The 25087-nt window shown below is 66.6% G+C and carries 18 protein-coding genes; 8 read left to right on the top strand and 10 right to left on the bottom strand.

Going from position 1 to position 25087, the window contains the following annotated elements:
• Positions 1-3 precede the first annotated feature (3 nt).
• The 3 genes from D0Y85_RS17055 to D0Y85_RS17045 are packed head-to-tail and all read right to left on the bottom strand — an operon-like array spanning position 4 to position 2620.
• Positions 4-720, bottom strand: a complete 717-nt coding sequence (locus tag D0Y85_RS17055; RefSeq protein ID WP_117311359.1) for a class I SAM-dependent methyltransferase — start codon at positions 718-720, stop codon at positions 4-6.
• 4 nt (positions 721-724) lie between these two features.
• A complete protein-coding gene (locus tag D0Y85_RS17050) occupies positions 725-1342 on the bottom strand; it encodes an SGNH/GDSL hydrolase family protein (protein WP_117311358.1) in 618 nt (205 codons plus the stop codon).
• Positions 1343-1345: 3 nt separating this feature from the next.
• On the bottom strand, positions 1346-2620 hold the full coding sequence (locus D0Y85_RS17045) for a pyridoxal phosphate-dependent aminotransferase (RefSeq protein WP_117311357.1): 1275 nt from the start codon (positions 2618-2620) through the stop codon (positions 1346-1348).
• Positions 2621-2741: 121 nt separating this feature from the next.
• On the opposite strand from D0Y85_RS17045, the gene rsgA reads away from it, so the two are divergent.
• Both rsgA and D0Y85_RS17035 read left to right on the top strand, forming a co-directional pair.
• Positions 2742-3842 carry a ribosome small subunit-dependent GTPase A gene (rsgA, locus tag D0Y85_RS17040; RefSeq protein WP_227416527.1) on the top strand — a complete coding sequence of 367 codons (1101 nt, stop codon included), beginning with the start codon at positions 2742-2744 and terminating at the stop codon, positions 3840-3842.
• A 134-nt stretch (positions 3843-3976) separates the two neighbouring features.
• Positions 3977-5230 (top strand): flavohemoglobin expression-modulating QEGLA motif protein, encoded by a 1254-nt coding sequence (locus D0Y85_RS17035; RefSeq protein WP_117311356.1) that lies wholly within the window; start codon positions 3977-3979, stop codon positions 5228-5230.
• Between the two features lie 435 nt (positions 5231-5665).
• On the opposite strand, the gene D0Y85_RS17025 is transcribed toward D0Y85_RS17035, so the two are convergent.
• From D0Y85_RS17025 to D0Y85_RS17010, 4 genes are all read right to left on the bottom strand, one after another.
• The gene (locus D0Y85_RS17025; protein ID WP_117311355.1) at positions 5666-7954 is read right to left on the bottom strand and encodes a TonB-dependent receptor; all 2289 of its coding nucleotides are present in this window, start codon (positions 7952-7954) and stop codon (positions 5666-5668) included.
• Between the two features lie 176 nt (positions 7955-8130).
• The gene (gene phbB / locus D0Y85_RS17020) at positions 8131-8871 is read right to left on the bottom strand and encodes an acetoacetyl-CoA reductase (protein WP_117311354.1); all 741 of its coding nucleotides are present in this window, start codon (positions 8869-8871) and stop codon (positions 8131-8133) included.
• A 25-nt stretch (positions 8872-8896) separates the two neighbouring features.
• Entirely contained in the window at positions 8897-10225 is a 1329-nt protein-coding gene (locus D0Y85_RS17015) for a CitMHS family transporter (RefSeq protein ID WP_117311972.1), read from the bottom strand.
• Between the two features lie 75 nt (positions 10226-10300).
• Complete coding sequence (locus tag D0Y85_RS17010; protein WP_025874117.1) at positions 10301-11437, bottom strand: porin; 1137 nt, start codon at positions 11435-11437, stop codon at positions 10301-10303.
• 327 nt (positions 11438-11764) lie between these two features.
• Here D0Y85_RS17010 and D0Y85_RS17005 point away from each other — a divergent pair, with 327 nt between their 5' ends.
• From D0Y85_RS17005 to D0Y85_RS16990, 4 genes are all read left to right on the top strand, one after another.
• Positions 11765-12454, top strand: coding sequence for a response regulator transcription factor (locus D0Y85_RS17005; RefSeq protein ID WP_025874118.1), 690 nt, complete (start codon positions 11765-11767; stop codon positions 12452-12454).
• Complete coding sequence (locus D0Y85_RS17000) at positions 12447-13838, top strand: sensor histidine kinase (RefSeq protein ID WP_117311971.1); 1392 nt, start codon at positions 12447-12449, stop codon at positions 13836-13838. Before D0Y85_RS17005 ends, D0Y85_RS17000 begins: the two co-directional genes overlap by 8 nt.
• Positions 13835-14890, top strand: a complete 1056-nt coding sequence (locus tag D0Y85_RS16995; RefSeq protein WP_117311353.1) for an ABC transporter substrate-binding protein — start codon at positions 13835-13837, stop codon at positions 14888-14890. The genes D0Y85_RS17000 and D0Y85_RS16995 overlap by 4 nt, the downstream gene beginning before the upstream one ends.
• 72 nt (positions 14891-14962) lie before the next feature.
• The gene (locus tag D0Y85_RS16990) at positions 14963-15619 is read left to right on the top strand and encodes a response regulator transcription factor (protein WP_033831979.1); all 657 of its coding nucleotides are present in this window, start codon (positions 14963-14965) and stop codon (positions 15617-15619) included.
• Between the two features lie 59 nt (positions 15620-15678).
• Here the strand turns inward: D0Y85_RS16990 and D0Y85_RS20660 are convergent, their stop codons facing one another.
• From D0Y85_RS20660 to D0Y85_RS16980, 3 genes are all read right to left on the bottom strand, one after another.
• A complete protein-coding gene (locus D0Y85_RS20660) occupies positions 15679-16290 on the bottom strand; it encodes a hypothetical protein (RefSeq protein ID WP_162887692.1) in 612 nt (203 codons plus the stop codon).
• A gap of 319 nt (positions 16291-16609) precedes the next feature.
• Positions 16610-19261: a PAS-domain containing protein gene (locus D0Y85_RS16985; RefSeq protein ID WP_117311352.1), complete on the bottom strand. Its 2652-nt coding sequence runs from the start codon at positions 19259-19261 to the stop codon at positions 16610-16612.
• Positions 19262-19329: 68 nt separating this feature from the next.
• Entirely contained in the window at positions 19330-20499 is a 1170-nt protein-coding gene (locus D0Y85_RS16980; RefSeq protein ID WP_117311351.1) for a porin, read from the bottom strand.
• 331 nt (positions 20500-20830) lie between these two features.
• Between D0Y85_RS16980 and D0Y85_RS16975 the strand changes: the two genes are divergently transcribed.
• Together D0Y85_RS16975 and D0Y85_RS16970 are read left to right on the top strand one after the other, a co-directional pair.
• A complete protein-coding gene (locus tag D0Y85_RS16975) occupies positions 20831-22186 on the top strand; it encodes a dicarboxylate/amino acid:cation symporter (RefSeq protein ID WP_117311350.1) in 1356 nt (451 codons plus the stop codon).
• Between the two features lie 229 nt (positions 22187-22415).
• Positions 22416-24707, top strand: a complete 2292-nt coding sequence (locus D0Y85_RS16970; RefSeq protein ID WP_025874126.1) for an NADP-dependent malic enzyme — start codon at positions 22416-22418, stop codon at positions 24705-24707.
• Positions 24708-25087 lie beyond the last annotated feature (380 nt).

The raw sequence follows: 25087 nt of genomic DNA, 5'->3' as shown, positions 1-25087 counted from the left end.
GGCTCAGCCGTTGGCCGCAGTTCCCGGCCGCTCGGCCACCAGCAACCAGCTGTTGAACGGCGTGCGCCCATGCAGCGGACGCAACGGAGCCACCTGCATGCCGGCAGCCGCCAGCGTGGCCTGCAGCCGCTGCGGATCCGGGTAGTGGCGAGGTCGCGTGCCCATCCAGCCGACCAGCCAGGCCAGGCGGTCAGCCACCCGCGTGGTGCGGTCGCGGCGGTCGCCGGTCGCCAGCGGCGTGCGCAGCAGCAGGCGGCCACCGGGCGCGACCCGCGCGCTCACCGCGCGCAGCAGCTCCAGTTGCGGCGCTTCGTCCAGGTACTGCAGCACATCCAGCAGCAGCACATGCCCACCATGCACCGGCAATGGCGCCTGCACATCCAGACAGTCGAACCGTACGTCGGCCAGGCCGTTGCCGGCGCGCTGCGCACGGGCGATCTTGTCGCTGTCCACGTCCACCCCGAGATACCCCTGGCGGCGGCCGCGCTGGCGCAGCACATGCGCGAACAGGCCCAGCCCGCAGCCCAGGTCGAGCACCGGCTGGCCGTCGTCGGGAAGGTGCTGCAGCACGCCGTCATACAGCGGGTCGCTGCCCAGCTTGCCGCGCGTGTAGTAGTAATCGCGGCGGCTGCCCCAGGCCTGCATCGGCCGGAAGGACTCGGCGATCAGGCGCGCCTGCCCGGCATCAAGCGGCGAACAGGGCAGGGGCGTGCCGTCCATCGTCTCAGTCCGTCCTGCCCAGCAGGTGTGCGGCCACCGGCAGCGCACGCGCGCTCCACAGCGCATACATCCGGGCGGACGGGTGCAGGCCATCCTCGGCGATCATCGCCGGGTCAGCGCCGGTGTCGCGGCTGATATCGGTGATGTCGACGAAGGCCACGCCCTGCTGGGTGCTGATCACCTCGGCGGCAGCGTTGAACTCGTCGGTTTCCAGTTCGATCTGGCCCAGGTCGCGACCGCTGCCTGCACCGTACGGCGTGGTGCCCCAGTCCGGGAAGGACAGCACCAGGACCCGGTCCGCACGGCCGCCGGCAAAACCAATCGCGCGCTGCAGCAGGGCCTGGAACTGCACCTGGTACTCGTCCAGCGGACGCCCGCGATACTGGTTGTTGACGCCGATCAGCAGGCTGACGAAGTCGAACGGCCCTTGCGGCGCAACGTCGTCGATGCCGGCGTCGAGCTCGTCGGTGGTCCAGCCGGTGGTGGCGATGGTCTGCGGGTCGTCCAGCGCGATGCCCTGCGCGCGCAGGGCGGCGGCGAGCTGATGCGGCCAGCGGCCGTCGACCGCGACCGCTTCACCGATGGTGTAGGAATCGCCCAGGGCCAGATACGACAAGCCCATCGATCAAGCCACCGACCGGCGGGGCTTCAGCGGCACCACCTTGGTGGCGTCTTCAGCACGGCGGGCGAGGGCGCGGTCGATACGGGCGAACACGTCGCGCATCACCGACGCCTCCGGCAGCAGGGTCACGCGGAAGTGATGGCGGTAAGGCACGTTGAAGCTCGAGCCCGGCACCACCAGCACGCCGTCGTTGTTCATCAGGTCCAGCGCGAAATTATGATCGTCGAAGCCCTTGGCAGCGGCACCGACCACGGCCGGGAACGCGTACAGCGCGCCGGCGGGGGCAACCAGCGACAGGTGTTCGCTGGCCGCGCAGGCTTCGATCACCGCACGACGGGTTTCATACAGGCGGCCACCCGGTGCGCACAGCTCCGAAATGGTGTCCGGGCCGTTCACTGCGGCGTCGATGGCGTACTGGCCCGGCACGTTGGCACACAGGCGCAGCGCGCCCAGCAGGTCCAGCGCGGCACGGAAGTCGCCCAGCCGCGCGTCGTCGCCGCTGAGGTGCGCCCAACCCACGCGCCAGCCGCAGGCGCGGTGCACCTTGCTCAGGCCGCTGAAGGTCAGGCAGGGATGGTCGCCTGCCAGCGGTGCGACCGGCTGGAACACCGCGTCGTCGTACAGGATCTGGTCGTAGATCTCATCGACCAGCAGCAGCAGGTTGTGGCGGCGTGCGATTTCGACCACCTGCTCCAGCAGCTCACGCGGGTAGCTGGCACCGCTGGGGTTGTTCGGATTGATCAGCACGATGGCGCGGGTGCGCGAGGACACCAGCGTCTCGATCTCGCTCGGGTCCGGCTGGAAGCCGTTCTCGGCGGCGCAGCGGTAATACACCGGGCGGCCGTCGTTGAGGATGGTAGAGGCCGACCACAGCGGGTAGTCCGGCGAGGGCACCAGCACTTCGTCGCCCGGGTTGAGCAGCGCACGCAGCGACAGGTCGATCAGCTCGCTGACACCGTTGCCGACGAACACGCGGTCCGGATGCGCATCCGGTGCGCCACGGCGGGCGTAGGCAGCGGCGATTGCCTCGCGGGCGACCGGCAGGCCCTGCTGGTGGGTATACGGATCGGTGCGGCCCATGTCATCGGCGATCGCGCGCTGCAGGTGTTCCGGTGCACGGAAACCGAAAGCGCCGGGATTGCCGATGTTGAGCTTGATCAGCTTGTGGCCCTGCGCTTCCAGCTCCCGGGCTCGCCGTGCCAGTTCTCCGCGGATTTCGTAGCGCACTTCGGAAAGGCGCTCGCGGATGACCAGGGGCTTGGGCGAGGGAGTGGACATGGGCGGTGGGCCGCAGAAGGCATGGGGCTTCCATGGTAGCGGAATTGCTGCAGCGCATGGCAAGGGCCGCAGGGCCCGCCAGCATTGGGCTGGGCGGCACCACACAGGTAGAATGGCGGCGATGACCCAGACCCCCGATTTCACCGCTCTGCAGACCATTGGCTGGCCCTGGCCGGGCCCGCCGCAGCAGGCCGACTGGCAGGCTGTGATGGCCGCGCACCCGCAGGCTCACCCGGCGCGGGTGATCGAGCAGCATCGCACCCACTATGTGGTGGCTGATGGCCCGGAGGCATCGATCAAGGCCGAATCGCTGCCGGAGTGGCAGCGCCCGCGCTTCCCCAGCCACGAACGGCCGGCGGTGGGCGACTGGGTGCTGCTGGATGGCATCCGCATCGTTGCCCTGTTGCCGCGACGTACCGCCATCAAGCGTGGCGCTGCCGGTGAGCATTACCACCAGCAGGTGATCGCAGCCAACATCGATACCGTCTTCATCGTCTGTGGCCTGGATGCGGACTTCAATCCGCGCCGTATTGAACGCTACCTGCTGCTGGTGGGCGGTGGCGGTGCCGAACCGGTGGTGGTGCTGACCAAGGCCGACCAGACCGAGTACAGCGAAGATGCGCTGGCGGTGCTGGAAGAACTGGAGATGCAGGGCATCGCCCTGCACGCGATCAATGGCCTGGATGCCGACAGTGTTGCAGTGCTGGAGCCGTGGCTGGGCCCGGGCCGCACGGTGGTGCTGGTGGGTTCTTCCGGTGCGGGCAAGTCGACGCTGACCAACACGCTGCTGGGCGAACAGCGGATGAAGACCAATACGGTGCGCGCCAACGATTCGCGCGGCCGCCATACCACCACCCACCGCGCACTGATGCCGTTGCCGATGGGCGCCTGCCTGATCGATACGCCGGGCATGCGCGAACTGAAGCCGACCGGCGAAGAAACGCTGGCCGAAGGCGGTTTCGCCGACATCGAAGCGCTGGCCGCGCAGTGCCGCTTCCGCGACTGCATGCACCAGCAGGAACCCGGCTGTGCCGTGCGTGCGGCGATCGATGCCGGCGAGATCGAAGAGAGCCGGCTGCTGAACTACTTCAAGTTGAAGGAAGAAGTGGCCGCCGCCGCCGCCAAGCTGGCCGTGCGCCAGGCCGAGACCGCGCAGGAACGCGGTGGCAGGAAGGGCAAGAGCCAGCAGTTCCGCCCGGCGGGCAAACCGCGCCGGCGTTGACCCCGCGGTGCCGGAAACCCGCTTCCGGTAGGTGCCCACCTTGGTTGGCACGGAGGTGTCCAAAGCCCGCCGTCGGCGGATGCCAACCAAGGTTGGCACCTACCAACGCGCGGGCAGGGCGTTATAGTCCGCCCATGGAACCGACCGCGACGCTGGACCGTGACGTGGCCCACCATGCAGCGCTCGATGCGCGCCTGGTCGAGGCCGTAGGAGGCATCCGCCTGCTGGGCCTGACCAGCTGGCCGGCGACACTGCAGGCACCCTTTCTGGACAGCGTGGCCCGTGGCCAGCCGACGCTGCCGGTGGTCGACTACCCGAAGCTGGATTTCAGCGACGAGCGTCGCGCGCTGGCCGCGCTCGCTGCCGAGTGTGACGACAGCCATCCGCTGGGCCATTACGTGCGGCAGTCCGCGCAGAGCTGGGATCTGGCGGCGCAGCTGCTGGAAGGCCTCGGCACCGCAGCCGTCGATGCCTGTTCGATGCAGTTGTTCGGTTCACCCGAACAGCCTTTGCCGGGCAATGGACCGAGCACGCGCGATGCGGCGCGCCACTTCATCCAGATTGCTGCCGAACTGGATCACGAGCTGCTGGCACCGGAAGAGCAGGTGCCGATCTCGGCGATCGCCCTGCAGCTGCAGCTGCAGAATGATCTCGATGCGTTCTTTGAATCACGCATCATCCAGGTGCAGCTGGACCCGGAGCTGGTCTCGAAGGCGGCTGCCGGACCGACCCGCATCCGCCTGCGCACCAGTGCGCGTTTCAGCGCCTACGATCGCGCGCAGCTGTTCCATCATGAAGCGCTGGTGCATTCGTTGACGGCGTTGAACGGTCGCGCGCAGCCGGTGCTGCCGAGCCTGGCGCTGTCCTCGCCACGGGTGACGGCCACCCAGGAAGGACTGGCGACGTTTGCCGAGCAGATCACCGGCAGCATCGACATCGAGCGCCTGAAGCGCATCAGCCTGCGTACCGAGGCGATCGCGATGGCGCGCGAAGGTGCGGACTTCATCGAGGTGTTCCGCTACTTCTGCGATGCCGGGCAGAACCCGGAAGAGAGCTTCGCCTCGGCGCAGCGGGTGTTCCGCGGTGTGCCGCCGAGTGGCGGCCTGGCCTTCACCAAGGACACGGTGTACCTGCGCGGGCTGGTGTCGGTGCATACCTTCTTCCGCCACATGCTGGCCGAGGATCGCCTGCAGGTCTGCCGCTGGTTGTTCGCCGGCAAGATGAGCCTGACCGATGCGATTGCGTTCGCCCCGCTGTTCGAATCGGGTGTGCTGAAGCCACCGCGCTGGCTGCCGCACTGGATGAGCCGGGCCAACGGCCTGGCCGGCATGCTGGCGTTCTCGCTGTTCGCCAACCGCATCCGGATGGACCAGCTGGCGCCAGAATGAAATGCGTTGGCGGCTTGTCGCGTCTTGATTGATATCGGGAGAGCGGGGGCTTGCGCTGGCCAGGACACGCCGCAAGTACGTCCCTGTAGGCTCGGCCACGGCATCCATGCCGTGGACGGTCCTGGCCAGCGCAAGCCCCCCGCTCCAGACAATTTCCCGCTAGACGGCCAGCAATCCACCAGAGGGATTGCGTTTGAAAAGCTTGAAAAGCAAAGAGCCGGGCAATGCCCGGCTCTTTGCTTTTGCTCTTGCTTTCCATTGCCTCCGCGCCGGCGCAGGAAATCGTCGAGCGCGGTGGGACGGGCCGAGGCAGGACCGTGAGGCGCATGGATGCGCCGACCGAGCCTACAGGGACGTACTTGCGGCGTGTCCTGCCTCGGCCCGTCCCACCTCGCCCCGCTGCGGTACTGATGCGCCGCAGCGCCCGCTTCTGACTTAGAACTCCGCTGCCACCGTCATGAAGATCTGCCGCGGGGCACTCGCATGGATTGCATACCGCGTGCCCTTCGGATCGGTCGGTGCGAACGAACTCAGCTGGCCCGCATAGCGCTTGTTGGTCAGGTTGGTCGCGTTCAACGACACCCGCACGTTGCGCAGGCCCATGCCCGGGCCGAAGTCGTAGCCGGCGCCGGCATCGAAGGTGGTCACGCCCGGCACCGACTGGTCGTTGGTGTAGGTGTAATAACGCTTGCCGGTGTACTTGGCGCGCAGGCTGGCGAAGAAGCCATCGCGGTTCCAGCTGATCTCGCTGGACGCCATGCGCTGCGGCGTATCCACGGTGATCTTGCCGGCCACCGGCACGATCGCACCGCCGGAGGTGTAGTCATCCTCGTAGGTGGTCTTGTTCCAGGACAGCGCGTTGTACCACTGCAGGCCATCGACCGGCTTGAGGATGAAGGTCAGCTCGGCACCATGGCTCTTCACCGAACCGACGTTGATGAAGCGCGTCACGCACTCCGGACGCGTGCCTACCTCGATGCTCGAGCACGGGTTCAACGACAGCAGACGGTTGTCGAACTTCACGTTGTAGGCCGCGATCGACGCCTGGTATTTCTCACCGAAGGTACGGAAACCAGCTTCCAGGCTCTTGGACTTCTCCGGCTCCAGGCCGGCGCTGGCCGCGAACGATTCCGGCGACACCTGCAGCGGGCCACCGCTGCCGCCGCCGACGAAGGCAGCGATGTTCTCGGCGTACGAGGCGAACACTTCATTGTTGGCGTTGAGCTTGAAGCCCACGCCCAACTGCGGCAGCACCGATTCCTTGGCGGTCAGCGTGCCCGAGGCGATGCTGGTTTCCACACCTGGCTGGGCCTTGGCAGTCATGCGCGTGTTGGGGCTCTTGATGCCCACGTCCACGGTCAGGCGCTGGTCGAGGAAGCGCATGCGGTCCTGCACATAGAACTGGCGGGTGCGGATGTCGAAGTCCTGGTTGAACAGGCGACGGTCCGGATTCTGCAGGTACAGGTCGTCCAGGAACGGGCCGCTGATGTAGTAGAAGTTGCGTGAGACGTTATGGTCGTTCTGTTCGTACCACACGCCGGCTTCCAGTTCGTGGATGCCCAGCGTCCACGACAGCGCAGCGGTCACGCCATCGCGGTTGATGGTGTAGTTGGTGCTGCGGATCGAGATCGGCAGCATCCTGTCGGTGCCCGGGTAGGACGGCTGGCCCGGTGCCCACCAGTGGCCCTGGCCACGGTTTTCGTGGTGGTAGCCCAGTAGTTTCAGGCGGCCCTGTTCACCCAGGCGGATGTCGGCGTCGATCGAGTACAGGTTGTCATCGCGCAGCGCACGGCTCTGGTAGTAGGCATCGTCGATGCTGTTGACCCCGCCGCTGAATGCACAGCGTGCCTTGTTGTAGGTGCCCGGTGCGCAGTATGCAGCCGCGACGGCGCGATCCCAGTCCGGTGCATAGATGTTCCAGTCATAACCCAGGCCGCGCGCCAGCATGTCCTTGGACAGGTAGGCATAGTTGGCCTGGCTGGCGCGCGAGGTGGCGACAAAGGCACCGAAGCGGTTGTCGCCCACGTTCCATACCGCCTTGGCATTGAACTGGCGGGTGGTCTGGTTCTGGTACGGCGCGGCCCACATGTCCTGGTCCTGGTGCACGCCGGACACGTAGGCCGAGAAGCCGTTGATGTCGCCGGTGTCCACCCGCAGGTAGCCGCGGCGCTGGTTGTCATCGCCGACGGTGATGCTGGCGCGGCCGCCGAATTCGGTGGACGGGTCCATCGAGAAGTACTGGATGGTGCCGCCAAGGTTGCTGGTCGAGGCCACGCCCAGCGAGCCGATGCCCTGCGACAGCTCGGCGCCGGCCAGGTTCTCGGCGATCAGTGCACGGGCGATGCTCAGGCCGTTGTAGTTGCCGTAGCTGTTGTCGCCCAGCGGGATGCCGTCCAGCGTGTAACCCAGGCGGCTCTTGTCGAAGCCACGCAGGCTGATGGTCTGCGATTCCTCGTTGGCACCGAATGCATCGTTGGACTGCACCGACACGCCGGGCAGGCGGTCGAGGATCTTCTGGCCGCTGGTACCCGGCGGCAGCACCTGCTTGTCGACGGTGGTGATGCGCTGCACCTGGCGGGTCTCGCCCTGGCCGATGACCGAGACGGTATCCAGCGTCTGCGCGCTCAGCGCGATATCGGCGGTGGCGTCGGTGGCTTCAGCGGCGTGGGCGCTGGCGGCGGAAAGCGCGATCGCCACGGCGATCGTCAGGTATCGGGTCTGCATGATGGTCCGTTGCATGGGGGATGGTCACCGGCCCGGGGGCGTGGTGCACGGCCACTATGCGAACGGAACATGAAACCTTGTTTACGGAAAACCAACGAACGGCGTCGTGGGAGAAGCCGCGCAGGGCGTGAATCTGCCGGGGGAGGGAAGCAGACCCACGCCCTGCGTGGAGACTACTAGCCCATGTACAGGCCACCGTTGACCGGATAGTCGGCACCGGTCACGTAGGAGGCTTCATCCGAAGCCAGCCAGGCACACAGGCCGGCCACTTCATCCGGGCGACCCAGGCGCCGCACCGGTACCGACGCGGCCAGGCGATCCAGCACGTCCGGCGGGAAGCTGCTGATCGCCTGGCTGGCGATGTAGCCTGGCGACAGCGTGTTGACGGTGACCCCGCGCGAGGCGACTTCAGCGGCCAGCGCACGGCTGAAACCGTGCATCGCGGCTTTTGCCGTGGCGTAGTTCACCTGGCCGATCTGGCCCTTGTGGGCGCTGACCGAACCGATGTTGATGATGCGGCCCCAGCCACGCGTGGCCATGCCATCGACCACCTGCTTGGTCAGGTTGAACAGCGAATTGAGATTGGAGGCGATCACCGCATTCCAGTCCTCCACCGTCATCTGCCGGAACAGCAGGTCGCGGCTGCCGCCGGAGTTGTTGACCAGCACGTCCACCTCGCCGACCTCAGCACGCACCTTGGCGAAGGCCGCCGTGGTCGACGCCCAATCGGTGGCGTTGCCTTCGGAGGCAATGAAATCAAAGCCCTGTTCGCGCTGCTCGCGCAGCCAGTTGGCCTTGCGCGGCGAGTTGGGTGCGCAGCCGGCGACCACGGTATGGCCGGAACGGGCCAGGCTCTGGCAGATGGCAGTGCCGACACTGCCCATCCCGCTGGTGACGTAGGCGATGCGAAGAGTCATTGCAGAACGCTCCTTGGTAAGGAAATCAGGCCGTGAAGGGATAGAGCCCGAACAACAGGCCGCCGGTCATCAGCAGCAGCGAAATGGCGATCGCCCACTTCAGGGTGAACTTCTGGTGGTCGGCGAATTCAACCTTGGCCAGCCCCACCAGCAGATAGGTGGAAGGCACCAGCGGGCTGAGCAGGTGCACCGGCTGCCCGGCCAGCGACGCGCGGGCCATTTCCACCGGGGTGATGCCGTAGTTGCCGGCCGCCTCGGACAGGATCGGCAGCACGCCGAAGTAGAACGCGTCGTTTGACATGAAGAAGGTGAACGGCATCGAGGCCACGGCGGTGATCACCGCCAGGTACGGGCCCCAGCTGTCGGGGATGATCGCCAGGAAGCTGTGCGACATCGCCTCGACCATGCCGGTGTTGTTGAGGATGCCGGTGAAGATGCCCGCGGCGAAGATCAGCGCCACCACCGACAGCACGCTCCCGGCATGGCTGACCACGCGGCGGCGCTGTTCGGCCAGGTTCGGGTAGTTGATCACCAGCGCGATGGCGAAGCCGATCATGAACAGCACCGGCATCGGCAGCACACCGATGATGAGGGCGCTCATCAGCGCCAGGGTCAGCACCAGGTTCACCCACAGCAGCTTGGGGCGCTTGGTGTCTTCGGCGTCTTCCACGGTCGGCAGCGTGTTGCCGTCGTCGGACACGCTGTTGTCCATCCAGCTGCCGCCCTTGGGCAGGGTCACCACGCCCAGGCGACGACGCTCCTTCAGGCCCAGGTACCAGGCCAGCAGCAGCACGCCAGCGCAGGCGATCACCATCGAGGGAATCAGTGGCACGAACACATCGGCAGGATCCACGTGCAGGGCGGTGGCCGCGCGTGCGGTCGGGCCGCCCCACGGGGTCAGGTTCATCACGCCACCGGCGAGAATGGTCACGCAGGTCATGTTCAGCGCGTTCATGCCCAGCCGCTGGTACAGCGGCAGCATCGCCGAGACGGTGATCATGTAGGTGGTCGAGCCATCGCCGTCGAGCGAGATCAGCATCGCCAGCACGGCGGTGCCAAGCACGATCTTCATCGGGTCGCCCTTGACGAAGCGCAGGATGATCCGCACCAGCGGATCGAACAGGCCTGCATCGATCATCACGCCGAAGTAGAGAATGGCGAACATCAGCATCACGCCGGTCGGCGCGATCTTCTTGATGCCTTCCAGCATCATCTCGTCGATGCCGGCGGCGAAGCCACCGATCAGGGCGAAGATGATGGGAATGGTGATCAGGGCAACGAGCGGCGACAGTCGTTTGCTCATGATCAAGTACATGAACGTAATGACCATGCCAAAGCCGAGGATGCTCAGCATCATCTGCGGACTCCTAGAGGAAACAGGACGTGGGACGTGGAAGGGGCCCGAGCGTGCGTGCCCGGGGAAAACGCGTCAGAAGTCGAACTGCAGGCGCCCGGTGACCGCGCGCGTGCGATCCACCGTGGTGCCGGCGAGGCGGTCGCGATTGCGGCTTTCGATCACGTTGAGCATGAAGCGCAGGTTGTCGCGCAGGTACCAGTTGCCGCCCAGCGTCCAGCCTTCGGTGCTGCCACGACGCAGGTCCGGCGCACCATCGAGGTGCTGCGCGCCCCACATCTGGTCATAGCGCAGGGCCACTTCGAAGGCACCGGCCTTGTGGCGGATGTTCTTGACCCGGGCGAAGCGGCCGGTCTTGCGGTCGTAGGCGCGGCTTTCGCCGGTAACGAACCAGCTGAGCATGCCGTAGGCGGCCATCACATCACCGCGCTGGGCGCCATCATCGAAGGTGGCGCCGCTGAACTCGCCCTGCCATGACAGCGGGCCGCGCACCTGCGCATATTCCAGCGACCACTTGTTGACGTCGGTATCGCGGCCAGCGGAGAAGTCGACCAGGGTCAGGCGGCTTTCGTCGGACAGATGGCCGGCCGGACGCGGACGGATCTTCAGGCCCGGGGTGCCGTTGCCGCCCGGGTTGTCATAGGCCTCGCGGGCCAGCGACAGGCCCAGGTGCAGCACATCGCCCTCGCTGGGTGACGGCGCCCAGGTAACGCGTCCACCCGCAGCGCGGCCCTTGACCTGCCAGGCATCGATGCTCTCCAGGCTGTACACGCTGGCCGCCCAGGTGAAATCGCCCGGATTGGCCTGCCAGGAGGCACCCAGCCGGTACAGCGGCGCCAGCGTGGTGCCGGCGTTGCCGCGCTCCAGGAAGCTGCCGTAGTTGGAACCGGTGCGGTCGTCCAGCGAGAAATACTGCTTGAACTGGCCCACGGTGAGGCGGCCGGCATCGCCGAAGCTGCGGCTCAGGTAGACGTCCTTGGCCTCGACACGGTCGCCGGAGAAATCGGCTTCCAGCTTGTAGTCGACCACGAAGAACTTGCCGGAAACGTCAACCCAGGCGCGGCGGATCTCGGTGTCGTCCTTGTTCGGCGTACCCCGGTTGTCGTTGTCGAAGGTGGCGAAGTCCAGGTGCAGGCGGCCGCCCACCGTGGCGGTCACTGGACGCTCGTCTTCGGCGAAGGCCGGCGCGGCCAGCGCAGCCAGGGCCATCATGGCGGCAGGACGCCGCCAGGCAATGCTCAATTCCACAAACCCTCCCAGGTGCGCGCCAGGCGCGCGGCAATCGTGGGCACCGGACGGTGCGCGGCCGCAGTCTGTGTCGCGCAAGCTGTCATCGTCCTGTCAGCGGTTTGTGCGGTGCAGCGTAAATGGTCTCCGCTGCGCTCGCCGGGCATGGCCCGGCGCTACCCGGCGACGATGCACCCAGGGGCGCCGATCCATGACCGGCGGAACAGGTCAGCATCGGTAGCGCCCGGCCATGCCCGGCGAGCGCAGCGGCGCCATGCGGTAGCATTCGTTTCCCCTCCCACTGTCGTGCCCATGCGCCTGCTGCTGGTCGAAGACAACCCGGACCTGGCCGATGCGATCATCCGTCGCATGCGCCGCAGTGGTCACGCGGTGGACTGGCAGGCCGACGGCTTGGCCGCCGCCAGCGTGCTGCGTTACCAGAGTTTCGATCTGGTGGTGCTGGATATCGGCCTGCCAAAACTGGATGGGCTGCGGGTGCTGGCCGGCATGCGCGAGCGTGGTGACAGCACACCGGTGCTGATGCTGACCGCACGCGATGGCATCGAAGATCGCGTGCAGGCACTCGATGTCGGTGCTGACGACTACCTCGGCAAGCCATTCGACTTCCGTGAATTCGAAGCGCGCTGCCGCGTGCTGCTGCGACGTGCACGCGGGCAGGCCAGCGAAGTGGTGCAGATCGGCGGCTTCCAGTTCGACAACGCTGCGCACCGGGTGACCCTGGATGGCGAGCCGATCGAGCTGCCCAACCGCGAGTATCGGTTGCTGGAGATCCTGGTCGGGCGCTTGGGCCAGGTGGTGGGCAAGGATGAGATCGGCAATGGCCTGTTCGGCTTCGATGACGAAGCCGGGCCGAATGCCATCGAGCTGTACATCGGTCGCCTGCGCAGAAAGCTGGCAGGCGCGCCGCTGCGCATCACCACGGTGCGTGGTGTCGGCTATCTGCTTGAAGCCAGCGACGGCCCGGCCGATGCCGATGGCTGACGCGCGCAGCGCAAGTGCCGCCCCCGGGTCGCTGCGGCGCACCCTGCTGCTGTACCTGGGCGCGTTGCTGGCGGTGTTCGCGGTGGCGCTGCTGTTCGCTGCACGCGACTACGGCCAGCGTGCCGCCAACCGCTCCTACGACCATCTGCTGGTGTCGTCGGCCCTGTCGATCGCCGATTCGGTGGCATTGGTCGATGGCCAGTGGCAGGTGGACCTTCCGTATGCCGCGCTGGACCTTCTTGCGATGGCGCCGGAAGACCGCGTGTTCTACCGGATCGCCGACAGCCGCGGCAACCTGATCACCGGCTACGGTGACCTGCCTGCGCCGCCGCGGCGGCCGGGCACGCAACCGCAGTTGTTCGATGCGCCCTACAGCGGCGAGATCGTGCGTTTCGTGGTGGTCGGCCGCAGCTTTGCCGCGGCCTCCGCGCAGGGCGAGGTGCAGGTGCAGGTGGGGCAGACCCGGCGTGCACGTGAAGCGGTGGCGCAGGAACTGGTCACCCGCGCGCTGTTGGCCATCGGCGTGCTGTCGGGATTGCTGCTGGCACTGGTGGCGTTCGGCGTGCACCGCGCGTTCCGGCCGCTGGTGCGGGTCGAGCGCGAACTGTCACGCCGTGAGCCGTCCGACCTGAAACCGCTGGATGCGCGCGTGCCACGCGAGATGGACCAGATGGTGGCTGCGCTGAACCGCTTCATGGAGCGCCTGTCCAGCAGCAATGAAACCCTGCGCGCGTTCATGGCCGAGGCCGCGCACCAGATGCGCACGCCCTTGGCCGCGCTGCGTGCGCAGGCACAGCTGGCGCTGGACGACGACGATCCGGAAGACATGCGGCGCAGCCTGCAGGCGATCGAGCGCAACGCCACCCACATGAGCCGTCTGCTCAACCAGCTGCTCAGCGATGCCAGCGTGATCCATCGGTCACATCTGCAGCGCTTCGCCACCGTGGACCTGGCCGAGACCGTGCACCAGGCCCTGCATGAAGCGCTGCCGCAGGCAGGGCCCGCCCCGCGCGTGCAGCTGGCGATGACGGCCGAGCCGGTGCAGGTGCACGGTGACGCACTGCTGCTGCGCGAGGCGATCAAGAATCTGGTCGACAACGCGCTGAAGTACGGCGGCGATGGCCCCTTGCAGATCGCGCTGACCGCTGAAGGCGGGCAGGCCGTGCTGACCATCGCCGACCACGGCACCGGCATCGCCGCCGCCGATGCCGAACGCGTGTTCGAGCGTTTCGCGCGCGGCGAAGGCGCACCCTCCGGCGGTGCAGGCCTTGGTCTGGCCATCGTCAAGCGGGTGGTCGACAGCCATGGCGGGCAGATCGATCTCAGCAATCGACCGCAGGGTGGCCTGGTCGCCACCATCCACCTGCCCCGGAGCAGCACATGATCCGCCTGTTCGCCGCTGTCGTTGTCCTGTTGCTGGCCGTGCCGGCACTCGCTGCACCGGGCGATGTACGCCGCTTCCCCGCCCAGGGCGCTGCCACCGCACAGCTGCGCATCCACGGCACCACCGATATCGAGGTCTTCGCCGAGGTCATCGCCGACTACCAGCGGCTGCATCCGGGCAGCGAGGTGGTGTACGAAGACATCATCACCCAGGACCTGTACGCGCGTTACCTGCGCGACCGCAGCGGGCCTGCGTCGCCGGACCTGCTGATCTCCAGCGGCATGGACCTGCAGACCAAGCTGGTCAACGACGGCCACGCGTTGCCACACCGCTCGCTGCAGACCCAGGCGCTGCCAGCGTGGGCGCAATGGCGTGGCGAGGCATTCGGCATCAGCTACGAACCGGTGGTGATGGTCTACAACACCCGCAGCCTGCCGGCCGCGAAGGCGCCGCACACGCGTCGACAGCTGCTGGACCTGCTGCGCGCGGAGGGGGCGCCGTTGCGCGGCAAGGTTGGCACCTACGATATCGAACGCAGCAGCGTGGGCTACCTGCTGGCGACCCAGGACGCCCAGCGCGGCAGCATCGCCGGTGCGTTGCTCGGTGCGCTGGGCGACAACGCCGTGGTGCGCGAGGAGCGTACCGGGGTGCTGCTGGACCAGGTGGCCAGCGGCCAGTTGTCGCTGGTCTACAACGTGCTGGGCTCGTATGCGCAGGCGCGTATCGATGCGGGCGCACCGCTGGCCATCGTCGAGCCGGAAGACTACACGCTGGTGGTGCTGCGTACGGCGGTGATTCCGCGTACCGGCGCGCACCCGCAGGAAGCGCGGCGTTTCCTCGATTACCTGCTGTCGCCGCGCGGCCAGCAGGTGCTCGCGCGGGAAGCGCGGCTGATGCCGATCGTGCGCAGCGATGCAGGCGGCGGGGATGCCCCTGGCCGCAGCCGTCGCCCGATCCAGCTCGGCCCCGGCCTGCTGGTCTACCTGGATGCGCTCAAGCGCCGCCAGTTCTTGGATGCATGGCGCAGCAGCGTGGAGCCGGCGGGGCGGTAGCGCCCGTACTGGTGCTCCGGTAGCGCCGGGCCATGCCCGGCGGAGGCAGTTCGCTGCCCGTACAATGGCCGCATGAGCGAATACACCATCCTGATCGCCGATGACCATCCGCTGCTGCGTTCGGCGGTGGTGCAGTCGTTGCGGCAGAGTCTGCCGCTGGCGCAGGTACGCGAGGTTGCCAGCGCCGAAGCACTGGCCACTTCGCTGGACGCACAGCCCGATGTGGATCTGGTGCTGCTGGACCTGACCATGCCGGGCGCACATGGATTCTCCGCGCTACTGCACGTGCGCGGTTCGCACCCGGACATTCCGGTGGTGATCCTGTCCTCCAACGACCACCCGCGGGTGATCCGCCGCGCGCAGCAGTTCGGCGCGGCGGGTTTCATTCCCAAGTCCGCGCCTGCCGAAACCATCGGTGAAGCGGTGGCAGCGGTGCTCGACGGTGGCCTGTGGTTCCCGGCGATGGCGGCCGAGCGTTCCGAGGCCGACGCGCTGCTGGCCAGCCGCCTGGCGCAGCTGACGCCGCAGCAGTTCCGGGTGCTGCTGTGCCTGGCCGACGGGCTGCTCAACAAGCAGATCGCCTATGAACTGGGCTTGGCCGAAAACACGGTGAAGGTGCACGTGACCGCCATCCTGAAGAAGCTCGAATGCCACAGCCGCACGCAGGCGGCAGTGCTGGTGAAGGCACTGGAGCCGGAAGGCGATGCGCGCGTTGGATTGGATGGCTGACCGAGACGGGACGTTGGCGCATGTACTGCGTCGTTGTGGATGCTGTTCCGCTTTCCTGATCAGTTCCCGCTGATCGAATTCAGTTCGGGATCGGTAGAGAACATGAATCTGTTCTCGTATCCCGCGCCGAGCTTCTCAGATACTTCGGTGTAGCTGTATGTGGGAGATGATCGGTCTGACGCCAGTCTGTGGCCCCATGCTTCGTGGTCGGCACTGCTTTGGGCGCGAGCGATACCAATGCATATGCTCAGGCCGCACGCCAGGCGATCAAGAACCCCGTCCTGACCCATTGCGCGCTCGAGAGATGATCGATAGTGCCTGGTCAGGTCCTGGGCATCAGGGCTGGATGCTGCGTCGATGGTCATACGGTCGATTGCATCAGAGCTGCTGCGGCTGGATCGCAAAAGGGTTTCAGCTGCTTGGTTCGAGATGCCCCCGTTTGCCATGAATCCGGATTCGACTTGAAGGTACTCGAATGTGCGTTCTCTACGATTGCTGGCCGAAGCTGAAACAGCTTCATTCGAAGACGTTCGGCCGGACCGGCCCGCTGGTTCGGGTAGGTCCGGATGAAAGTAATTGATGCCGCCTTCTTCTGTGGATCTCTGTTGATTGCGGTCTGCTGTTTGTGATTTGCCATCGACGCATCCGCTGCAGTACAGGCCGAGAAGCATTGCCGTGATCAGGCCGAAGTGTTTTGTAGATGCGGGGGGCACGGGACGAGGGAGCACGGTTGTTGCCTCTGGTCTGGCTGGCCGGTTGGCCCGGGCACGCAATTGTCTGATCTTCAGCAACGTTGGTAAGTAGGGCGATTGCTCGTTTGTTGTTCGGACTATGCCCATGCTTCGTCACGGGTACGTCGCTTCCCATCCTCCTCTCAAAGAGCGGATGGCAAGCGAAGGATGTCTGGCCATCAAGTGGCGGAGCACCCGCTCACGTCAGAGCGTGAACGCTCTGACGCGGGCCGACGGCCCTCGCTCAGGTGTGACTGGCTTACCCGCGATGCCGCAACAGCAGCTGCGTCATCAACGCCCGCAGCGCCGGCGGCCGCACGGGCTTGAGCAGGAAGCCCCAACCGTTCTCGGCAGCATGCACTTTCAGCGCATCATCGCGCTCAGCGGTCACCAGGATCACCGGTGGCCGCGCCTTCCACAGCGTGCACAGCGCTTCATACAGGTCCGGTCCGTGCCATTGCCCCATGCGTACGTCCAGCAGCAACAGCTGCGGCACGTTCAGCGCACTGGCGATTTCCAGTGCCCCCTGGGGGCCATCGGCAAGTTCCACATGGCAGCCCCAGCGTTCCAGCAGAGCACGGGTTGCCGCACAGACGTGGGGGTCATCATCGATGCTCCAGACCCGACATTCGCGCAGCGGGCTGTCATCGGACGGTTCGGTCGCGACGACCGGCGCCGCCGGCGGCGCAATCACCTCGTCGGCGCGCCCGAGTGCCACGCTCACCGCGAATACGCTGCCCTTGCCCAGCGTGGAACGCAGGCTGATGCGGTGGCCGAGCAGTCGACCGATGCGTTCGACGATGGCCAGGCCCAGGCCGGCGCCACGTTCCTGCTCCACGCCGTCGTTCAGGCGACGGAATTCTTCGAAGATCTCGCCCTGCAGGCTTTCCGGAATACCTGGTCCCTGGTCATGCACCTCGATGCGCAGCTGGTCGCCTGCACGCCGGCAGCCGATCAGCACACGGCCACGTGGCGTATAGCGCAGCGCATTGGACAGGAAATTCTGCAGGATGCGCCGCAGCAGTGCTTCGTCGCTGACGATCACCGCACGGGTGTCCACCCAGTCCAGCTGCAGGCCGCGGCTCTGTGCGGCGATGCCGAACTCGCGCGCCAGGGTTTCCAGCAAGGGAGACAGCGCGAATGCGCGCACCCGTACCTGCAACGACCCCGACTCCAGCCGTGAAATATCCAGCAGGCTGTTGAGGATCGCGTCCTGCGCGGCCAGTGCGGCGTCGATATGGTCGCTGGTCTGTTGCTGTGCGGGGTCGGTAAGCTTGCCGCGCAGCACCGACACGAACATGCGCGCGGCGTTCAGCGGCTGCAGCAGGTCGTGCACGGCCGAGGCGACGAAGCGGGTCTTGTAACGGTTGGCCTGCTCGGCTTCGCGGCGGGCTTCGTCCAGATCCTGGGTGCGTTCGGCCACGCGGTGTTCCAGCGCATCGGCCAGCGAACGCAGCTCGCGCGCGGCGTTCTTGTAGCTGGTGATGTCGGCATAGCTGGTGACGAAGCCACCGTCGGGCAGCGGGTTGCCGCGGATCTCCAGCACCGTGCCGTCGTCCTTCTCGCTCTCGCGCATGTGTGGGCGGCCACTGCGCAGGTGGGTCAGGCGGCGTTCGATGGCCTCGTCGATCGGGCCGGGCCCCAACAGGCCGCGACGTGCGTTGAAGCGGAACAGTTCCTCGATCGGGCGGCCCACCCGCACCAGCCCCGCCGGGAAGCGGAACAATTCCAGATAGCGCGAATTCCAGGCGACCAGACGCTGTTCCTTGTCGATCACCACCACGCCCTGCGGCAGATGTTCGAGGCTGCGGCTCAAGCCAACGTCGGCATCGGTTGCGGCTTCCAGCAAGCCGTCCTGGGCGGTCCGCAGTTCCTGTGCATGCTGCTTGAGCAGGGTTTCCAGTTCACGCCGGCTGCGCTGGCGGTGCTTGGACAGGCGACGCCGTTGCTGCACGAACAGCACCAGGAAACCCAGCGCCAGCCAAGCGGCGGCGCCGGCCACTGCCGCGCCGCGGCCGGCGCTGGTGGCCGCGCTGGCGTCGTGCAGCAGGTGCAGGCTCCAGTCTTCGTCGGGCAGCGCCAGGGTCTGCCACAGCATCGCCTGTGGCAGTGCCGGGTCGAGCAAGCGCACCATGCGGCCACCATCGGCCAGCACGTCCTCGGTGCGCACGCGCAGCGGCTGCAGCGAGCGGTCGGCATACTGCCGCGCCGCGCGCATCTCGCGGCGTTCCTCCGTGCCGAGCGGACGCAGCAGGCGGTAGCGCCAGGCATCGCGGTTGGCCAGGAACACCACGTCGTGGTTGTCGCTGGTCAGCACCACGTCCGGGCTGTTCAACCATTCCTGTTCCAGTGCCGACAGCTCGATCTTGATCACGATCACGCCGATGCGCTGGCTGTCGGCATCGAGGATGGCCTCGGACATGAAGTAGCCGGGCACTCCGGTGGTCATGCCGATGCCGTAGAAGCGACCACGGCCATGGGCCAGCGCCTGCTGGTAGTACGGACGGTAGCTGTAATCCTCGCCGACGTTGCTGGTCGGCTGGTCCCAGTTGCTGGCGGCCACGGCCACGCCATCGCGGCCGACCAGGGTCAGTGTCGAGGTGCGGGTAACCTGGTTGGCGCGCTGCAGTTTGAGGTTCAGGCGCTGCCGCTCGGCGGGCGAGGGCGGCACCTGCAGTGCATGCAGCAGGTCCGGGTCCAGCGCCATCACCTGCGGCAGGGTGCCGAACCGGTCGATGCGCTGTTGCAGGCCCTGGCCATACAGCTGCAGCTGGCGCTGCACCTGCGCGCTTTCGGTGCCCAGCGCGCGACGCCAGGCATAGTGGCCTGCGGCGGCCGCGCACAGCACGGTGCCGGCCACCATCACCAGAACGGTCAGCAACTGCAGGCGGTGTCGGCTGAGCCAGTACATGGCGGCAGTCTACGCAGGGCCGGCGGGCGTGGCATGCACGCCCGCCGGGATCTGACGCGTGGAAGGGATCAGAAGTGCATCTGCGCGCGAAGTTCGAAGATCTCCGGGGTGCTGCGCGCACCCCGACGGCTGGCGTCGACCTTCACGTAGTTGGCCTGGAACTTGAAGTGGCTGGTCAGGTACCAGTTCGCGCCCAGGGTCAGGTCGTGTTGGCGGCCACCAAGGATGCTGCCGTCGTCCAGGTCCAGGCGGCTGTAGCGGGCCACCAGTTCCACCGCACCGTAGTCATGCGCCGGCTTGATGTTGGCAACGGCGCCGGCGTTGTACGGGCGTGATTCGCCGGTCAGCACCCAGCTGGCCATCGCGTACTGGCCGTGGCCGGTGTAGTCGGGCTTGCCATCATTGCGGGTGACGGTGGCCTGCAGCGCTTCGGCCTGCAGCGAGAACGGACCGCGGATCCAGATGCCTTCCAGGCCGGTGCGGCGGATCTGGTCGGCGGTGACCAGGGCCCCCGAATCGACCAGGCGGATGTCGGTCAGGCCGGCTTCCGGACGGGCCCGCAGGCGCGCGCTGGCTTCGTGGTGCACGTTGCGGCCATCGTGGTAACCGCGCGGATTTTCCTGCGAATAGGCCAGGCCGAGGTGGATCACATCGCCCGGTGCCTTCACCGGCGTCCACACCGCACGCACTGCCTGGGTGGTGCCGGGGTTGTCGCCCTGCAGGTCCTTGCCGCCATAGGCGCCGGCCTGCAGCAGGTACTGCGGACGCTCCAGCACCCATTCCACGCCGGTGCGGCGGCCTGCGTAGAACGCCTGCACGGGCAGCGCGGTTTCCAGGAAGCTGCCGGCGCGCGAGGAGGTGTTGGCATCCAGGCCGACCGGGGTCTTCATGTAGCCGAAGCGGAAGCGGCCGACATCGCGGCCGAAGAACGCCTTGCTCTCCAAGCGCACGAACACGTCCAGCCAGGTATCGGCCTGGAAATCGTAGTAGACCATCGCGTCGTACACGCCCTTCTTTTTCAGGGTCGCGCCGAACTCCTTGCGACGCACCGCATCGTCATCCTCGATGCCGCTGGCGGACGAGAAGTCGTTGTAGTCGTAGGCGATGTTGGCGGTAGCGGCCAGCTCGGTGCCGTCGCCGAAGGCGTACTTGGTCGGCCAGTTGTCGAAATCCGCAGCGGATGCGAAGGCGGGGAGGGCGGCCAGGGAAAGGGCCAGCAAGGTGGGAATCGGGCGCATGGGTGGTGCGGCTCTCTCGGATTGCGTGTGGACAGGACAACAACGGCCGCGATGGCCGGAACTTTCGCAATGACGCGCCCGGCCGTTCAGGTCGGGCCACCGGCGTCCCCGCGATCAGGGGTGCGGCGCCAGTGTAGGCAGCGCAGCCACCTGAACCGGGGGGCTAGTACCAATAGGTTATCTGCGCTGGCGTGCCCGGCGCGTACAAAGGCGTCCATTGGTCGCACCCCTGCGCCTGCAGTCACGGGGCGTGCGGTCAGTTTCCACGGTAACGGTTCCCGTGCAGTTCCGGGACCGTACGTGCCTGAAAACGCCCCTTCCGGAGTCCGCCATGCACATCCCGACCGCTGCGCCGGTGCCAAGCAAGCCGTTGCCGCTCTACCGCCAACTGTATTTCCAGGTGATCGTGGCGATCGTCCTGGGTGCTGTCCTCGGCCACTACGAGCCGCTGCTCGGCGCGAAGATGAAGCCGCTCGGCGATGCCTTCATCAACCTGGTGAAGATGATCATCGCCCCGGTGATCTTCCTGACCATCGTCACCGGCATCGCCGGCATGACCCACCTGCGCACGGTGGGCCGGGTGTTCGCCAAGGCGATGGCGTATTTCCTGTTCTTCTCCACGCTGGCGCTGATCGTCGGCATGATCGTGGCGCACGTGGTGCAGCCCGGCGCCGGCATGAACATCAATCCGGCCGAGCTGGACCAGACCGCGGTGCACAGCTATGTCGAGAAGTCGCACGACCTGACACTGGTCGGCTTCCTGATGGACATCATCCCGAAGACGCTGATCAGCGCCTTCGTCGACGGCAACATCCTGCAGGTGCTGTTCGTGGCGGTGCTGTTCGGCATCGCGCTGGCCTCGGTGGGCGAGAAGGGCAAGCCGATCCAGAACTTCCTGGAAGCGCTGGTCGCGCCGGTGTTCAAGCTGGTGCACATCCTGATGAAGGCTGCGCCGATCGGTGCCTTCGGTGCCATCGCCTTCACCATCGGCAAGTACGGCGTCGGCTCGCTGGTCAACCTGGCCTGGCTGGTCGGCTCGTTCTACCTCACCGCGTTCCTGTTCGTTGCGGTGATCCTGGGCGTGGTCTGCCGCCTGTGTGGCTTCTCGGTGTTCAAGCTGGCCCGTTACCTGAAGGCCGAGTTGCTGCTGGTGCTGGGCACCTCGTCGTCGGAGTCGGCGCTGCCGTCGCTGATGGAGAAGATGGAACGTGCCGGCTGCAGCAAGTCGGTGGTCGGCCTGGTGGTCCCCACCGGTTACTCGTTCAACCTGGACGGCACCAACATCTACATGACCCTGGCCGCGCTGTTCATCGCCCAGGCCACCAACACCGAGCTGACCCTGGGCCACCAGATCGCGCTGCTGCTGGTGGCGATGCTCAGCTCCAAGGGCGCTGCCGGCGTCACCGGTGCCGGCTTCATCACCCTGGCCGCCACCCTGGCGGTGGTGCCGGAAGTGCCGGTGGCGGGCATGGCGCTGATCCTGGGCGTGGACCGCTTCATGAGCGAGTGCCGCTCGCTGACCAACTTCATCGGCAATGCGGTGGCCACGGTGGTGGTCTCGCGCTGGGAAGGTGCGCTGGACCGCGACCGCCTGAAGCTGGCGCTGGATGGTCGCGAAAGCGAACTGCCGCCGCCGGTCGATGCCGTGCCGCTGGCGATGACCGAGGCGCTGCCCGCCAAGGGCTGATCCGGGTGTGTGGTACTGCGGGGCCGGTCACGACAGTGGCACGGCCCCGCAGCGTTTCAAGGCGTCCCACGGCTGTCATCGCCAGCGCCGAAGCTGTGCTCTGGTAAGGTCGCATACGCCATGGAATTGTGCGGTCGCAGCATCAGTGCGACAGCATAGCGACAGGTCCGACCGCTCCAACGGGGGTATGATCCCCTGTCCCTTCTGCCCATTCATGTAACCCACATCGATGTCCAACGAAGATTTCAAACAGGCCGCCCTCGATTACCACCGGATGTCTCCGCCCGGCAAGATCAAGGTTTCCGCTACCAAGCCCATGCTGACCCAGCGCGACCTGTCGCTGGCGTATTCGCCGGGCGTGGCGTACGCCTGTGAAGCGATCAAGGCCGATCCGCAGCAGGCCAGCGAGCTGACCGCCCGCGGCAACCTGGTGGCGGTGATCTCCAACGGCACCGCGGTGCTGGGCCTGGGCAACATCGGCGCGCTGGCCGGCAAGCCGGTGATGGAAGGCAAGGGCGTGCTGTTCCAGAAGTTCGCCGGCATCGATGTGTTCGACATCGAAGTGGACGAGAACGACCCGGACAAGCTGGTCGACATCATCGCCTCGCTGGAGCCGACCTTCGGCGGCATCAACCTGGAAGACATCAAGGCACCGGAGTGCTTCATCGTCGAGCGCAAGCTGCGCGAGCGCATGAAGATCCCGGTGTTCCATGACGACCAGCACGGCACGGCGATCATCGTCGGTGCTGCGGTGCTCAACGCCATGGCGATCACCGGCAAGAAGATCGAAGAAGTGAAGCTGGCGACCACGGGCATGGGCGCGGCCGGCATTTCCTGCGTGAACATGCTGGTGCAGCTGGGCCTGAAGCCGGAGAACATCCTGGCCTTCGACCGCGAAGGCGTGATCCACACCGGCCGTACCGACCTGGACCCGGAAAAGCTGCGCTATGCGCGCGACACCGACAAGCGCACCCTGGCCGAGATCGTCGACGGCGCGGACATCTTCCTGGGCCTGTCGGCGCCAGGCATCCTGACCGCCGAGATGGTCAAGACGATGGCGCCGGACCCGGTGATCTTCGCCCTGGCCAACCCGACCCCGGAAATCATGCCGGAACTGGTGCGCGCTGCGCGTCCGGACGCGATCATCGGTACCGGCCGTTCGGACTATCCGAACCAGGTCAACAACGTGCTGTGCTTCCCGTACCTGTTCCGCGGTGCGCTGGACGTCGGTGCGACCGCGATCAACGAGGAAATGAAGATCGCCTGCGTGCGCGCGATCGCCGCGCTGGCCCGCCGCGCCGCCACCGACATGGGCTCTGCCTATGGCGGTGAGACCCCCAGCTTCGGCCGCGAATACCTGATCCCGCGTCCGTTCGACCGTCGCCTGCTGGTGGAGCTGTCGGCCGCCGTGGCCCAGGCCGCGATGGATTCGGGCGTGGCCGCCCGTCCGATCGCCGACATGGAAGCCTACCGGCAGAAGCTGTCGCAGTTCGTCTACCGCACCAGCCTGATGATGAAGCCGGTCTACGATCGCGCGCGCAGCGACAAGCAGCGCGTGGTGTATGCCGAAGGCGAAGAAGAAGTGGTGCTGCAGGCGGTGCAGAACGTGGTCGACGACGGCCTGGCACATCCGATCCTGATCGGCCGTCCGGAAGTGATCGAATCGCGCATCGAGCGCCTCGGCCTGCGCCTGAAGATCGGCGAGAACATTGAAGTCACCAACATCAATGACGACCCGCGCTTCAACGAATACTGGCAGTACTACCACGGCCTGACCGGCCGTCGTGGCGTCACCGTGGCCGCCGCCAAGAACCTGATGCGTTCGCGCCCGACCCTGATCGCTGCAGTGATGGTGGCCCGTGGCGAAGCCGATGCGATGCTGACCGGCATCGTCGGCCGCTTCCACAAGAAGCTGGGCTACGTGCGCAGCGTGCTGCCGCTGGAATCGAAGGTCACCTCGACCTCGGCGATGACCGGCGTGATCAACCAGCAGGGTGTGTTCTTCTTCGTCGATACCCACGTGCAGGAAGACCCGACCGCAGAGCAGCTGTGCGAAGCGACCCTGCAGGCCGCGTACCGCATGAAGCTGTTCGGCGTCGAGCCGAAGGTAGCACTGCTGTCGCACTCCAACTTCGGCAGCCACGATTCGAAGGATGCGCTGAAGATGCGCCAGGTGCGCGAGCTGCTGCTCAAGCGCAACCCGCGTCTGAACGTGGACGGCGAAATGCAGGGCGACACCGCATGGGATGAAGCCCTGCGCCAGAAGCTGCTGCCGGGCTCGACCCTGCAGGGCCGTGCCAACCTGTTCGTGCTGCCGAACCTGGAAGCGGCCAACATCGCCTACAACCTGGTGCGCGTGTTCACCGATGGCGTGGCGATCGGTCCGATCCTGATGGGCGTCAACAAGCCGGTGCACATCCTGACCACCAGCGCGACCTCGCGCCGGATCCTGAACATGACCGCGATCGCCGCGGTTGATGCGCAGATCCGCAAGCAGATCGAAGCGGAAAAGAAGGCATAAGCCTTCGTTCCGCTGCGATCTGCAGAAACGCGCCCCACGGGGCGCGTTTCTGTTTCCGCAACGCGGAAACCGGATCGGGTAGCGCCGGGCCATGCCCGGCGAGCGCGCAGCGCGGCGCGTCTTGTATTCCGCCGGGCACGGCCCGGCGCTACCGGAGAAGCAGTGCGGGAACGGTAGTGCCGGCCGCTGGCCGGCGAGCGCGCAGCGCGGCGCTTCCCGTGTTCCGCCGGGCATGGCCCGGCGCCACCGGAGAACTGCAGCCGCCCGGTAATCGCCCTGCAACCTTGCTGCGGCCCAATACGCCTACGCGGCCTGGCCGTGGGAAGGGACCGGACCGGCCTTCCCACCCTGGGCCCGACCAACTTTCCATGGGCGGAGCA

It is taken from the genome of Stenotrophomonas sp. G4 (genome assembly GCF_003428825.1).
GTDB lineage: Bacteria > Pseudomonadota > Gammaproteobacteria > Xanthomonadales > Xanthomonadaceae > Stenotrophomonas > Stenotrophomonas indicatrix.
The sequence above is the reverse complement of the archived record's forward strand: the minus strand, read 5'-3'. Positions and strand labels throughout refer to the sequence as shown.

Bases quoted from the DNA above. Each gene is read 5' to 3' on its own strand.
- D0Y85_RS17035 (WP_117311356.1), top strand. From the start codon at position 3,977: ATGGAACCGACCGCGACGCTGGACCGTGACGTGGCCCACCATGCAGCG.
- D0Y85_RS17045 (WP_117311357.1), bottom strand. From the start codon at position 2,620: ATGTCCACTCCCTCGCCCAAGCCCCTGGTCATCCGCGAGCGCCTTTCC.
- D0Y85_RS17055 (WP_117311359.1), bottom strand. From the start codon at position 720: ATGGACGGCACGCCCCTGCCCTGTTCGCCGCTTGATGCCGGGCAGGCG.
- D0Y85_RS17005 (WP_025874118.1), top strand. From the start codon at position 11,765: ATGCGCCTGCTGCTGGTCGAAGACAACCCGGACCTGGCCGATGCGATC.
- D0Y85_RS17050 (WP_117311358.1), bottom strand. From the start codon at position 1,342: ATGGGCTTGTCGTATCTGGCCCTGGGCGATTCCTACACCATCGGTGAA.
- D0Y85_RS16970 (WP_025874126.1), top strand. From the start codon at position 22,416: ATGTCCAACGAAGATTTCAAACAGGCCGCCCTCGATTACCACCGGATG.
- D0Y85_RS20660 (WP_162887692.1), bottom strand. From the start codon at position 16,290: ATGCTTCTCGGCCTGTACTGCAGCGGATGCGTCGATGGCAAATCACAA.
- D0Y85_RS16980 (WP_117311351.1), bottom strand. From the start codon at position 20,499: ATGCGCCCGATTCCCACCTTGCTGGCCCTTTCCCTGGCCGCCCTCCCC.
- D0Y85_RS17015 (WP_117311972.1), bottom strand. From the start codon at position 10,225: ATGCTGAGCATCCTCGGCTTTGGCATGGTCATTACGTTCATGTACTTG.
- D0Y85_RS17010 (WP_025874117.1), bottom strand. From the start codon at position 11,437: ATGATGGCCCTGGCTGCGCTGGCCGCGCCGGCCTTCGCCGAAGACGAG.
- D0Y85_RS17000 (WP_117311971.1), top strand. From the start codon at position 12,447: ATGGCTGACGCGCGCAGCGCAAGTGCCGCCCCCGGGTCGCTGCGGCGC.
- D0Y85_RS16975 (WP_117311350.1), top strand. From the start codon at position 20,831: ATGCACATCCCGACCGCTGCGCCGGTGCCAAGCAAGCCGTTGCCGCTC.
- D0Y85_RS16995 (WP_117311353.1), top strand. From the start codon at position 13,835: ATGATCCGCCTGTTCGCCGCTGTCGTTGTCCTGTTGCTGGCCGTGCCG.
- rsgA (WP_227416527.1), top strand. From the start codon at position 2,742: ATGACCCAGACCCCCGATTTCACCGCTCTGCAGACCATTGGCTGGCCC.
- D0Y85_RS16985 (WP_117311352.1), bottom strand. From the start codon at position 19,261: ATGTACTGGCTCAGCCGACACCGCCTGCAGTTGCTGACCGTTCTGGTG.
- D0Y85_RS16990 (WP_033831979.1), top strand. From the start codon at position 14,963: ATGAGCGAATACACCATCCTGATCGCCGATGACCATCCGCTGCTGCGT.
- phbB (WP_117311354.1), bottom strand. From the start codon at position 8,871: ATGACTCTTCGCATCGCCTACGTCACCAGCGGGATGGGCAGTGTCGGC.
- D0Y85_RS17025 (WP_117311355.1), bottom strand. From the start codon at position 7,954: ATGCAGACCCGATACCTGACGATCGCCGTGGCGATCGCGCTTTCCGCC.